Annotated in this window: 13 protein-coding genes; 12 read left to right on the forward strand and 1 reads right to left on the reverse strand. The window is 52.1% G+C overall.

The window, feature by feature from the left end:
* Positions 1-280: 280 nt before the first annotated feature.
* Genes hutH through JHJ32_RS12440 form a run of 12 tightly spaced genes read left to right on the forward strand, consistent with a single transcriptional unit; the run spans position 281 to position 10,515 of the window.
* Entirely contained in the window at positions 281-1,813 is a 1,533-nt protein-coding gene (gene hutH, locus JHJ32_RS12385; RefSeq protein ID WP_079717653.1) for a histidine ammonia-lyase, read from the forward strand.
* Between the two features lie 12 nt (positions 1,814-1,825).
* Complete coding sequence (locus tag JHJ32_RS12390) at positions 1,826-2,956, forward strand: WG repeat-containing protein (protein ID WP_200121166.1); 1,131 nt, start codon at positions 1,826-1,828, stop codon at positions 2,954-2,956.
* A 5-nt stretch (positions 2,957-2,961) separates the two neighbouring features.
* Positions 2,962-3,702: a 3-oxoacyl-ACP reductase FabG gene (gene fabG, locus JHJ32_RS12395; RefSeq protein WP_079717651.1), complete on the forward strand. Its 741-nt coding sequence runs from the start codon at positions 2,962-2,964 to the stop codon at positions 3,700-3,702.
* A gap of 13 nt (positions 3,703-3,715) precedes the next feature.
* Positions 3,716-4,933 (forward strand): beta-ketoacyl synthase, encoded by a 1,218-nt coding sequence (locus JHJ32_RS12400; protein ID WP_079717693.1) that lies wholly within the window; start codon positions 3,716-3,718, stop codon positions 4,931-4,933.
* 15 nt (positions 4,934-4,948) lie between these two features.
* Entirely contained in the window at positions 4,949-5,200 is a 252-nt protein-coding gene (locus tag JHJ32_RS12405) for an acyl carrier protein (RefSeq protein ID WP_079717650.1), read from the forward strand.
* 9 nt (positions 5,201-5,209) lie between these two features.
* Positions 5,210-6,076, forward strand: a complete 867-nt coding sequence (locus tag JHJ32_RS12410) for a lipid A biosynthesis acyltransferase (RefSeq protein ID WP_079717649.1) — start codon at positions 5,210-5,212, stop codon at positions 6,074-6,076.
* Between the two features lie 59 nt (positions 6,077-6,135).
* On the forward strand, positions 6,136-7,071 hold the full coding sequence (locus tag JHJ32_RS12415) for a hypothetical protein (protein ID WP_200121167.1): 936 nt from the start codon (positions 6,136-6,138) through the stop codon (positions 7,069-7,071).
* Positions 7,071-8,207 carry a beta-ketoacyl-ACP synthase III gene (locus JHJ32_RS12420; protein WP_200121168.1) on the forward strand — a complete coding sequence of 379 codons (1,137 nt, stop codon included), beginning with the start codon at positions 7,071-7,073 and terminating at the stop codon, positions 8,205-8,207. The genes JHJ32_RS12415 and JHJ32_RS12420 overlap by 1 nt, the downstream gene beginning before the upstream one ends.
* 4 nt (positions 8,208-8,211) lie before the next feature.
* Positions 8,212-8,649, forward strand: a complete 438-nt coding sequence (locus JHJ32_RS12425; RefSeq protein WP_079717646.1) for a hypothetical protein — start codon at positions 8,212-8,214, stop codon at positions 8,647-8,649.
* Positions 8,642-9,106 (forward strand): hypothetical protein, encoded by a 465-nt coding sequence (locus tag JHJ32_RS12430; RefSeq protein ID WP_079717645.1) that lies wholly within the window; start codon positions 8,642-8,644, stop codon positions 9,104-9,106. Before JHJ32_RS12425 ends, JHJ32_RS12430 begins: the two co-directional genes overlap by 8 nt.
* Positions 9,107-9,109: 3 nt before the next feature.
* On the forward strand, positions 9,110-9,523 hold the full coding sequence (locus JHJ32_RS12435; protein WP_079717644.1) for a hypothetical protein: 414 nt from the start codon (positions 9,110-9,112) through the stop codon (positions 9,521-9,523).
* Positions 9,520-10,515 (forward strand): BtrH N-terminal domain-containing protein, encoded by a 996-nt coding sequence (locus tag JHJ32_RS12440; RefSeq protein WP_200121169.1) that lies wholly within the window; start codon positions 9,520-9,522, stop codon positions 10,513-10,515. The genes JHJ32_RS12435 and JHJ32_RS12440 overlap by 4 nt, the downstream gene beginning before the upstream one ends.
* Positions 10,516-10,527: 12 nt before the next feature.
* On the opposite strand, the gene JHJ32_RS12445 is transcribed toward JHJ32_RS12440, so the two are convergent.
* The gene (locus JHJ32_RS12445; RefSeq protein ID WP_233632634.1) at positions 10,528-13,041 is read right to left on the reverse strand and encodes a family 20 glycosylhydrolase; all 2,514 of its coding nucleotides are present in this window, start codon (positions 13,039-13,041) and stop codon (positions 10,528-10,530) included.
* Between the last annotated feature and the right edge of the window lie 95 nt (positions 13,042-13,136).

The following is a 13,136-nucleotide window of genomic DNA, read 5'->3' on the forward strand; positions in this document are numbered from 1 at the left end:
ATTTTACAGTTTATCGTATTTTTATCGTAAGCTCATCGTATTTTCATCGTATTTAATACGATAAAAACGCGATATATTATAGAAAAATGTATGATATATCGTAAATAACTTCTACAGTCTGGTTAAAATTTATATCCGTTTTAGTCAAGAAAGTGTCTCCATCCGGGGTGTCGACGGGGTGCCGGCCTGATGTTGCCTTGCTTATGCTCGGGACTGTTGGATATCAAAACCAATTTATCTAAGTTTGCAACCACTTTAATGTGATGTATTTCCTAATTAAATGACAGAACTGACGAACCCGATAGCATTGGCCGATTTTTATGCGGTGCTCTTCGAAAACCAGAAAATCAATTTGCCCCAAAGCACATCGGACAGGATAAACGAAAGCCACCATTTTCTTAAAAACTTCGCCAAGGATAAGATTATTTACGGCGTCAATACAGGATTTGGTCCGATGGCCCAGTACCGCATAGCCGAGGCTGACCAAATCCAATTGCAATACAACCTTATCCGGAGCCATGCTACGGGCATGGGCGATATACTGGAGCCGCGCTATGCAAAATCCGTCCTGTTGGCGCGCCTGCACACCTTGTCATTAGGCTATTCGGGCGTGCACCTCAACGCAGTCGCATTGATGAAGGAAATGCTGAACCGTGATATCCTGCCCGTCATCTATCAGCACGGCGGTGTAGGCGCCAGTGGCGATCTGGTACAGCTTGCCCACCTCGCGCTGAATATGATTGGCGAGGGAAATGTATACTATCGCGGCAACGAAACACCTGCTGCGCAAGCACTGGCCAGCGAAGGGCTCGAACCGATGCAAATCCACATCCGTGAAGGACTTGCACTGATCAACGGCACCTCGGTAATGACCGGTATTGGCATCGTCAATGCGATCTACGCAAAACGTTTGCTGCACTGGTCGATCATGTGTTCGGCGTGGATAAACGAACTGGTCAGGGCTTATGACGATCACCTCTCGGAAACGCTCAACGGCACCAAGAAACATCCCGGCCAGCGGCAGGTGGCCGCACTCATGCGCGACGTCATCTCCGATAGCAAACTCGTCCGCAAACGCCACGAACACCTGTATAATCGCCGCGTAGAGGAATCGATTTTCAAAGATAAATTGCAGGAATATTACTCCATACGCTGCGTACCGCAAATTCTCGGCCCTATATGGGACGCACTGCAACATTGCACCACCACGCTTATCGAGGAAGTCAATTCGGCAAACGACAATCCCATCGTTGACATCGCATCGGAAAATGTATTCCACGGCGGCAATTTCCACGGCGATTACATTGCTTTCGAAATGGACAAACTGCGGATTGCCATTGCCAAGCTGACGATGCTGATGGAAAGGCAGCTGAATTACTTACTCAACGCCTCGCTGAATGAAATCCTGCCCTCTTTCGTCAATCTCGGTAAGCTGGGACTCAACTTCGGCATGCAGGGGGCACAATTCACGGCGACCTCTACAACGGCGGAAAACCAGACCTTGGCCACGCCGATATACACGCACAGCATCCCCAACAACAAGGACAACCAAGATATCGTCAGTATGGGCACCAATGCGGCATGGCTCACCAAAAAGGTGATTGACAATGCGTATGAGGTACTGGCCATCCAGTTGGTCACACTGGTCCAAGCCGTAGATGCGCTGGAATGCAGGGACAAGCTTTCAACAAAAAGTGGGAAAGTTTATGTAGAAATCCGGTCAATTGTACCTACCTTTAAAGAGGATATCACTTTGTCGCCATACTTAGCAAGGATAAAAGATTACATCAAAGCACATGATGCCATTCACTAAAACGTTTATGTCATGAAATCGCTATTCACCTGCCTGCTGGCATTAGCCGTCTGCCTCTGCCACGCACAAGAGCTGGCACTGATCAAAAAGAACAAAAAAATCGGGTACATCGATACCAACGGCCAACTGGCCATTGCGCCTCAATACGACAAAGCGGAATCATTTTCCGACGGTCTTGCGGCTGTCTTGGTCAACGGGAAATGGGGATACATCAATGCCCGGGGAGAAATGGCCATCGAACCGCAGTTTGACAATGCTAAAGCATTCAACAGTGGTCTGGCCATCGTATCGAAGGACAAGCAATGGCAGTACATTGACAAATCGGGCACCGTCGTCGATATGCCTGCCTCTGACAAGCTTTATGATTTCAGCGAGGGCGTAGCTTTCATCCGGTCGGGCGATTTGGTAGGCCTGATGGACAATAAGGGCAAGGTTGTATTGAAACCTACGTATACGGAAATCAGGCCCTTTAAGCATGGGCTCGCCAAAGTACGGCTGGGCGATAAGTGGGGTGTCATTGACACCAAGGGCTCCCCCGTGGTAGCGGCCCGCTATGATGAAATAGACATCTCGGACAACGGGATCGCCATCGCCCATGATGGCGCTACCCTCGGCCTCATTGGCAAAGATGGGACGTTCATGCCTGTGCTCGGTGCCGACAAGGTATGGGCTTTTCTTGGCGATGAACCGCTGACCTATGCGCGTAAAAACGGCAAGCTGGGCTTTATCAACCAACAAGGCGAATGGGTTATCGAACCGCAGTTCGATAAAGCGCGGGCGTTCCGGAATGGCTTAGCGCCGGTATACGTAGACAAGAAGTGGGGGTATATCAATGCTCAGGGCGATTTGGTGATCCAGCCCCAATATCCCGATGCCGAGATTTTCAGCACCGATGGCCTCGCCCCGGTTAAAGTGGGCAAAGAATGGGGCTTCATCAACACCTCCGGTCAGCTGGTCATCCCTGCCGAATACGGCATTTCGGTGGCGCTGATTGGCTTCTTAACCAGTGGCGACGAGAAAGGATTCATCAACGGCTTAGCCCGCGTAAAACACAAAGGCAAATGGGGCTTTATCGACACCAACGGACAGGTGTTGGGCAATGAATGGTTTGACAATGCGGAACCTTTCGAAAAAGCAAATTAAAATTAATGGCGGTTAAAACATATGCGCTGGTAACCGGAGGATCCCGTGGCATCGGCCGGGCAATCTGCATCGCGTTGGCCAGCGAATTGAAGTATCCGGTGCTGATCAACTACCAGTCTAACCTGGCGGCTGCGGAGGAAACGAGAGACATCATCATCGCTGGCGGGGGCGAAGCCGAATTGCTACGCTTTGATGTCAGCGACCAGGCAGAAACGCACGCGCAGTTGGCCGACTGGAAAGATCGGCACCCCGAAAGCCTCATTGAGGTCATCGTCAACAATGCCGGTATCACGCGCGACGGCCTGTTCCTGTGGATGGAACATGACGATTGGAGCAACGTCATCCATACCAGCCTGAATGGCTTTTACCATGTGACGAAGCCGTTGATGCAGGATCTGCTGCGGCATCGCTATGGCCGAATTATCAACATCGTCTCGGTATCGGGCGTAAAAGGCACGCCGGGGCAGACCAATTATTCGGCTGCCAAAGCAGGTCTTATCGGGGCCACAAAAGCGCTTGCACAGGAAGTGGCCAAGCGCAATGTGACGGTCAATGCCGTGGCGCCCGGCTTCATCGAAACAGATATGACCAACAAGCTGGATGAAAAGGAACTTAAAAAATTAATACCTTTAAACCGGTTTGGAAAGGCCGAAGAAGTGGCCGATCTCGTTTGTTTCCTGGCCTCGAAAAAGGCTGCTTACATAACGGGCGAGGTGATCAATATCAATGGTGGGATCTATTCCTAAAATACGTACAGCCATGCAAAGACGCGTCGTCATCACCGGAATGGGCATCTATTCTTCACTGGGCAAGAACCTGGCTGAAGTGAAGGACTCCCTATACCACGGACGTTCTGGCATTGTCTTTTCGCCGGAGCGCAAGGACTTCGGCTACCGGTCTGCCTTAACGGGCTCGGTGGAAAAGCCCGACCTGACCAAAATCCTTTCGCGCAGGCAACGTATCAGCATGGGCGAGGAAAGCGAATACGCGTTCGTAGCGACACGGGAAGCCCTGCAAAACGCCGGTGTCGGCGAGGGTTTTTTCGACGAACACATCGTAGGGTTGGTCTATGGCAATGACAGCGTATCCCAGGCTGTCATGGAGTCTATCGACATCGTACGCCAAAAGAAAGATACCACGTTAGTCGGGTCAGGCGCCATCTTTAAGTCGATGAACTCATCGGTGACCATGAACCTGGCCACCATTTACCGCATCCGGGGCATCAACATGACCATCAGCGCAGCCTGTGCGAGCGGTTCGCATGCCATCGGGCTGGCCTACCTGTTTATCAAACAAGGATTGCAAGACTGCATCATCTGCGGCGGCGCCCAGGAAACCAACAAATATGCGATGGCCAGCTTTGACGGGCTGGGGGTATTTTCCGACCGGGAAGATGAACCGACAAAGGCTTCCCGCCCGTTTGACAAAGGCCGCAACGGCTTGGTGCCGGGCGGGGGCGCGGCTACCATCATCCTGGAAGAATATGAGTCGGCCGTGCGGCGTGGCGCCCCCATCTTGGCGGAAGTGCTGAGTTATGGTTTTTCTTCCAACGGCGAACACATTTCCACCCCGAATGTGGAAGGCCCCACACGCGCCATGGAAATGGCACTCCGCCAGGCGGGCCTCGCTCCTGCCGACATCGAATACATCAACGCCCATGCCACATCCACGCCCATGGGCGATGCCAATGAAGCGCGGGCGCTGGCGCAGCTATTTGGTGCCGGCCCGTATGTCAGCTCCACGAAATCCATGACCGGCCACGAATGCTGGATGGCGGGGACAAGTGAAGTCGTCTATTCGCTGCTCATGGCACAGCATGGCTTTATTGCACCCAACATCAACCTGGAGGAAGTAGACGAAACAGCCAAAGACCTGAGTTTGGTAAAAAATACCATAAACCAAAAATTTAATGTATTTTTGTCAAATTCTTTTGGATTTGGCGGGACAAACTCCGCATTGATTGTAAAAAAACTGTAATAGCGCAGCATAGTCATGAGTAGGGACGAGATAATCGACATTACGAATAAGTTTTTAGTTGAAGAATTTGAAGTGGACACTGAAGTGGTCCAAGCCGAGGCAAATCTGAAGGATTCGCTCGATTTAGACAGTTTGGATTATGTAGACCTCGTAGTCATCATCGAATCGAATTTCGGCATCAAGCTGGAGAGCAAGGACTTTACTGACGTCAACACGTTTAACGACCTATATGATTTAATTGGCAGTAAGCTGCACGCCATCGCCTAATCATATCCAATGGCTGAATGGGAAGGAAAGTCAAGGGGAACGGTTTCCGGATACAAAGTATTTATTTTCCTCATTAACCATGCAGGGATAAACGTAGCCTATCTTCTGCTGGTATTTGTTTCCTTGTATTACTTCTTATTTTCCCGTCAGCAGACCAGCGCCATTTACCGCTACTTCCGCACCCGTCGCCAGCAAAGCCGGCTGCAAAGCCTCATCAACACCTACCGCAATTATTTTGTCTTCGGCCAAACCATCATCGACAAGGTAGCCATCACTGCCGGTCTGGCCCACAAATATACCTACGAGTTTGACGGAATTGACCACATCCGCCAGTTGGCAAAAAACAACAGCGCTGGTATACTCATCAGCGCCCATGTGGGTAATTTTGAAGTGTCGCAGCATTTCATGGGCGAATTTGACAAGCAAATACACCTGGTCACCACCGATGAGGAACAACGGGCCATCAAATCTTACCTCGCCAGCATCATGGCCAAACCGAAAACGGGATTTATCGTGGTCAAGGACGATCTGTCGCACGTCTTTGAAATCAACCGGGTCATCGGCGAGAAGGGTATCATATGCTTCACCGGCGACCGCTTCGTAGGTGGCACGAAGACGTTGACGGCTGACTTGCTCGGCCAGCCGGCCCGTTTTCCGGCAGGTCCTTTTCTCATCAGCTCACGGCTAAGCACACCGGTGCTTTTCGTTTATGTGATGCGCGAACGTCGCAAGCATTACCACCTTTATGCGCGAAAAGCCGTGTTTGACCACCGCGATGCAAAATCGTTACTCCAAGCCTATACGCAAAGTATCGAACAAATCTTGACAAAATATCCGTTGCAATGGTTTAATTATTATGATTTTTGGAAAGCTTAGCAGGTGATCAGTGACGGGAGTGTAACAGGGTTGTAAACAACGGTCAAAAGCATGACGATATGAAAAAAAAAGTTCTTGTCGTGTATTACACGCAGACGGGCCAGCAGAAGGAGATTCTGGACAATATCCTTAAGCCGTTGGCCGCTGACACCGATGTAGCGCTCACCTTCCATCGGATACAGCCCGTACAGGACTATCCCTTCCCTTGGGATAGCCACCGCTTCTTTGATGCCTTCCCCGAATCGTTCCTACAGATTCCCTGCGCATTGCACCCCGTTGGAAGGCAAATCCTTGAGCAGGATTATGATCTGGTCATCCTTGGCTACCAGGTATGGTACCTCTCGCCGTCGATACCGTTCAATTCATTTCTGAAAAGTGAGGAAGCCAAGATGCTCCTGCGGGGCAGACCCGTGGTGACGGTCATCAATTGCCGCAATATGTGGGTAATGGCTCAGGAAAAGGTGAAGAAGGCACTTCATGCCATCGGCGCCCACCACGTGGGCAACATCGTGCTGGTAGACCGCCATCTCAACCACATCAGCGTCATCACCATCGTCCATTGGATGATGAAAGGCAAGAAAGACTCATACTTGGGACTGTTCCCCAAACCCGGCGTATCAGACCAGGACATTAAAGCATCACGCCGATTTGGCGAACCGGTACTGGCGCACCTGAAAAGCAATTCCTATACAACATTGCAACAGACATTGGTTGAAAACGGGGCGGTGCGCGTAAAGCCTATCCTTGTTTTTACCGATAAAAGGGCTAATTCGATGTTTGCCAAGTGGGCAAAACTTATTCGAAGCAAAGGGCTGCCGGGCGGGACAGCCCGCAAGCCCTGGCTGAAGGCTTTCAACTATTACCTGATTTTTGCAATATGGGTACTAGCACCTATCGTGAGTTTATTATTTTTAATACTACATTTGCCCTTCCGTTCGATCCTCAAAAAGGAGGCACGGTACTTTCAATCTGTTAACATCAAAGAACCCCGGTAATGCCAACGGTATACATCAATTCAATCGCGAAGTTCCTTCCAAACGAGCCGGTTTTCAACGACCGCATGGAGCAGGTATTGGGCGTCATCAACGGTACGCCCTCCCGGGCACGCTCCATCGTGCTGCGCAATAACCGGATTACATCGCGCTATTATGCCATTGATGCCGATGGGCAGCCTACGCACAACAATGCGGAGCTCACCATCGAGGCCATCAACAGGCTGCTCGCACAATCCGGAGCAGACAAGCAGCGGATTGACGTGCTCTCATGCGGCACGTCTACACCTGACCAACTGCTGCCTTCTCATGCCAGCATGGTACATGGGCTATGGCAAAACAGGCCCATGGAAATTAATTCCGCTTCGGGCATTTGCACGTCAGGGATGAACGCACTGAAATATGCGTATATGGCCGTGGCCACGGGAAATGCGAAGCAGGCCGTCTGTACCGGATCGGAGCGGGTCTCATCTTGGCTGCGGGCTGATAAATTCACGAATGAATCGGAGCGGCTTGCCGCGCTTGAGCAGAACCCCCTTATCGCTTTCGAAAAGGATTTCCTCCGCTGGATGCTGTCCGACGGTGCCGGAGCTATGCTGCTCAGCACCCAGCCCAACCATGGCGCGCCCTCACTCGCCATCCATTGGGTAGACGGCATCTCATATGCCCATGAGGTGGAACCTTGTATGTATGCCGGAGCAATCAAAGCTGACGGGCAATTGATTCCCTGGAGCGACACACCACCGGAAGCCTGGCTCGGCCAATCGATATTTGCTATCAAACAGGATATCAAACTGTTGGAAGCTCACATCATCCCCAAAGGGGTGCAAAGCATCCAAGAGGTGCTGCACAGGCATCAGGTGGAGGCAACCGACATCGATCACTTCCTTCCCCACATTTCGTCTTATTTTTTTCGGGACCGACTGGCTGAAGCATTTGAAAACGCAGGCATTGACATTCCCGAAGAAAAATGGTTTATCAACCTTGATAAGGTCGGAAACATGGGGTCGGCCTCAAGCTATATCCAACTGGAGGAACTGTTCAACGCGGGGAAACTCCAACAGGGTGAAAAAATTCTGCTTTCTGTCCCCGAAAGCGGAAGATTTTCTTATGTTTACGCACTGTTGGAAGTAACCTGATGATATGAGCCTTGTTTCATCAAAAGAAGCTATCGGGAAGCTCATTCCCCAGCAGCCGCCTTTCGTGTTGGTTGATAAGCTCATTGAACATGAAACCGACCGCATTGTTGCCAGCTTTGAAATCCCTGTGAAGCACGTGCTGGTCGATAGGCATGGCCACCTCACGGAAGCGGGTGTCATTGAACACTTCGCCCAGACCATTGCCCTATACCAGGGCTACGACTACTTTCTGCGCGACCTTGACCCGCCGATGGGCTATATCGGGTCCATCAAAAATTTTGAAATATATCGTTTGCCTCAAGCGGGGGCCGAACTCCGTACCAGCATAACCATTCTCCAGCAACTGTTTGGGGTGACCATGGTGCGCGGCGAGGTGACATGCGGCGAACAAATCATCGCCATCGGCGAAATGCGAACTGTCATAGCTAAAGAACTTGAATAACCGTACCCCGTTTCCTGATATTGAAGAGCTCATTCCCCACAGGCCCCCCATGGTGATGGTGGACCGTGTTGTAGCGGTGAATGGCCTCAAAACGGAGACATCTTTCCTGGTAAAGCCCGAATGTCTATTTGTGCACCAAGGCATACTTTCGGAGATGGGCATGCTGGAAAATCTTGCCCAGACGAGCTTCATCTTCCTCAACTATTTTTTCATCAAACCTAATGAAGTCCTTTGGGATAAGGATAAAGATAACCTCGGCGTGATCAGCACTATCCTGGACCTGCAGGTAACTATGCTGCCCAAAGTGGGTGACCAGTTGGCTACCCATACCCACACCGAGCTTGTTTTTACGTCGGATTTTTTGAAAATTTGCAATATTCAGGGTCAAGTGACTGTAGCTGGTGTGACAGCGCTTGCAGCAACCATGAAAATGCTACTGCAGACCAACGAACAGTGACGTATGAAGAAGGACGAAGTACCACAGGACAACGGCAGTCTAGCCAAAAAGAATGTACATGAACTTTGTTATGCGGTGGACGAAAACGGCCAATATACCACCGTACGCAGTAGCGGGTGGGAAGCAAAGACACTGGCATTGAACGAATCGCTCCAACTCATCGACGAACGGATAGCCGCTACCAAGCAAGCTGTCTTAGCGGGAGCAGTCAGTCCCATCGCGTATTACATGGAGCTGCACCGCATGGATGTGTCGCTGTTGTCCAGCTACGTGGGCATGCACCGCTGGCTTGTCAAGCGGCATTTCCACCCCAAACGTTTTGCGAAACTAAAAGAAAACATTCTCCGAAAATATGCCAGCGTGTTTGGCATCTCTGTTGAACAGCTGAAATCGCCCTTCCCCCAATCCGATACATGAATATACCTTTTGAGCACCGCCAGTCTGCCCATTGCGAGAATGGGGTGATTTCGAACTTGTTGAACCACCGTGGCGTCCGCATCTCCGAGCCGTTGGCGTTCGGCATCGGCAGCGGTCTGTTTTTTACCTACCTGCCGTTTATTAAGGTCAATTTTGCTCCGGGATTCAGCTATCGCCCCATGCCGGGCCAGATATTCAGGAAATTGGCCAAGCGGCTGGGTATCCGGGTAAAACACCAGCGGTTTTCATCGCCGGAAAAAGCCAGGACTGCGCTGGAAGAAAAGCTCAGCCAAGGCATTCCCGTGGGCTTGCAGGTAGGTGTATACCACCTCACTTACTTTCCCGATGAATACCGCTTCCACTTCAATGCCCATAATCTCGTCGTATACGGAAAGGAAGCAGGCGACTACCTCATCAGCGACCCGGTGATGGACTATACCACGCGGTTGAGCGAACAGGAGCTCGAACAGGTTCGCTTTGCCAAGGGGGCGTTAGCCCCAAAGGGACACCTCTATTACCTGGAACGGCTTCCCGAACATTACGACCTCCAACGCGCTATCAGAAAAGGTATCCGGCAGACCTGCAACGACATGCTTGCGCCCGTGCCGATCGTAGGCGTAAGAGCCATGCGATGGGTGGCGCGCAATATCCGCAAATGGCCAACGACCATCGGCGTCAAAAAAACCAACCATTACCTGGGCCAGCTCGTGCGCATGCAGGAAGAAATCGGCACCGGCGGCGGCGGCTTCCGCTTCATCTATGCCGCCTTCCTACAGGAAGCCGCGACGTTGCTCGATATGCCCATACTCCGGCAGCGATCGGCTGAAATGACGGCCATTGGCGACGCCTGGCGGGATTTTGCATTGGACATCTCCCGCATTTATAAAAACCGCAATCCCGACGCAGACCGGTATGACAAGCTTGCCGAACAGCTGGCCACTATCGCGGAACGGGAAAAACAGTTTTTCACGCAACTCCGGCGGGATATTTAACGCCTGCTTGGATTATTTCCAATAAACCGTACGTCCGCCTCTTCCCGCTGCGTTGAATACGCGGAACGCCACGGTTCCGGCCGCAGGTAGGGGCTCAGTATATACCTGGCTCTGCGCCGTGGGCTCCGTACCGTCGGTCGTGTAGCGAATAGTGAACCCCGGAAACTGGACATTGGCGGCCAACTTACCATCCCGCCGGGTTACACCCGCTGTGGGGATGCGGTATTGAAAGCCGCCGCCGTAGTGATCCAGGCGGGGTAACTCGCGCTTGCCCAAAACATTTAAAAATACCGACCAATCGGCGGCATACTGCGCCTTGGCTTTATCTCCGTCAGGTTCAGCGGCCCACGACGGATCGGCCGCCCATGCCCGCTCGGCAAGGCCAAACAGTTTGGGCAGCAACAGGTATTCCATCCGTTCGGGCGATGTGATGATTTCGCTCCACAATGGGGCCTGCAACCCGACGATATTAGCCCTGCCGGCAGCTGTCAGCTGTTCACCACGTGCATCTTCCTCCAGGCTGCGATAATAGTCGTATGGCACGAAACGGAATGGCTTCTCGACACCCACATAGCCGCCCCAGTATTGCCCTGGCTCGTAAAAGCTTTCATTATAGGCTAAGTCGAAATAAAAATTCGTCACGTTGGTGAGCACCACCTTATAACCCGCATTGGCGAGCCGGTAGGCCAAATCGACGTTTATTCCCTGATTAGCCCATACGTCGGTGTGGAAATTTTCATTGGCAAACCGCGGTTCGACGACCATTTGGCTGCGGCCGTTGACCATGGCCTTCTTCATGCCGATTTCCTCCCAGCCCGAGAGGTACAGCCCGCGCGCTTTGACCAGCTTATTGACGCGGTTGAAAAAATAATACCACAGGTCGTTTATGTGCGGAATGCTGGTCTCGGACGCCAATAAGCGCCGCGCCGCGGGTGATCGCTCCCACACACCGTTGGGCACCTCGTCGCCCCCGAAATGGATGGTCTCCAACGGCGCTCCGGCTTCCTGATACATGGCAATGACTTCATCGACTACTTTTTCCAAAAACGCATAGGTAGACGGTAATGCGACGTTGATAACATTATCGTTCCAGTCTTGCACCGAGCGGTATTCGGATTGATCATCCAAATCGCGCAGCAAGTACTGCCGTGCCGCAGCACTGTCCCCTTGTGCGAGGTAGCGCGCATAGCGGGCGTCCATGGATTTGATGGCGGCACGTGCATGGCCCGGCGTTTCGATCTCGGGAATGACGCGGATATGCCGTGCCGTGGCATATTGCAGTAATTCGATGTAATCTGCCCTGCTATAAAAACCACTGCCGGTAGCGTTGTCTACCTGGGGGCCCGACCCGTACGACGGCATGAGGTGTTGCGCATCGTCAAGCGTATGGCCGCGCCTTGCGCCAACCTCGGTCAGCTCGGGCAATCCGGGTATCTCCAAGCGCCACGCTTCATCTTCGTTGAGGTGAAAATGCAAGACATTGACTTTATACAACGCCAGCAAATCCAAAATCTTCATCACCTGTTCTTTGGTCTGAAAGTTACGGGCGACGTCTAACATCACCGCGCGGTGAGCGAATCGCGGCGCATCCGTTATGGAAACACCGGGGATCTCGATGATTGACTGCTTATCGCCCCATGCGGTGGGCGGCAAAAGATTTTTCAGCGTTTGAATACCATAAAAAACCCCTGCACGCGTGGTCGCTTCGATCAATATGCCACGGGTATCTACAGTGAGTGCATACCCCTCCGCGGGCATACCCTCCCGCTGCCGGAGTACCAAGGCATGGTCCCCCGCTCCTTCGTTGGCCAGCTCGGGCAAACGATCAAGTACCTGGCCCAGCTCATCCCGCAAGTACGTGGCTTCCTGCTCGAACGCCGGATCGGCAACGATCGGCGTAGCCGCGCCCAATGCGAAGGAACCCGTGGTAAGGGTAGCGGCAACGGGTGTCGGTATTACGGGCGGCAGTTGCACCAGCGGCAAGTCTTTGATGGATTCGTTTTGGGCAAATATATGCGCTGCAAGTTCAATTTCGAGGCTGTCGGCCTGCTCAAATGGTTTCACGTCCACCGGCAGTGCGACACCCTCCGGATAGCGGCCATCCACAAGGTAAAATCCTTTGGGCAAATCCGTGATGTTTTTAAGCCGGCGTGTCAGTACACCAAGCTGTACGGTGGTGCCGGGCGCGAGTGGTTGCCATCCCTGCTGCGGAGACAGCGAGAAAAAATCGCCATTGATGAAGTTGATGCCCGCCACGGCGGTATCTGCTCCGGCAATCTCCGCGGCACCGATGTTGTTGAAATAAATGGTCCAGCCCGTAGCGGGCAGCGTATCGGCAGTATGGTTGGTGATCGTCAGCGTCGAGAGCGTCTGATTGGTACCTGAATGAGGTGAAGCCACGATTTCCCATTGGAGTGACAGCGGGGCCTTGTCGGCAACTACCGCCGGCGATGAAGCACAAGCGGCCATGCAGGCCAAGCTCAGCAATTGGAAAAAGCGATTACAATGTACGATGAAAAATTTCATATCCGTTACTTAAGCCATTTTTTTCGCAATATACAACATTTCGCAATTTCTGACGACCTACATCAAGTGTTTCCAGCTGTTGCCTTTTTGGCTGG

This window comes from Parapedobacter sp. ISTM3 (assembly GCF_016533505.1).
GTDB lineage: Bacteria > Bacteroidota > Bacteroidia > Sphingobacteriales > Sphingobacteriaceae > Parapedobacter > Parapedobacter luteus.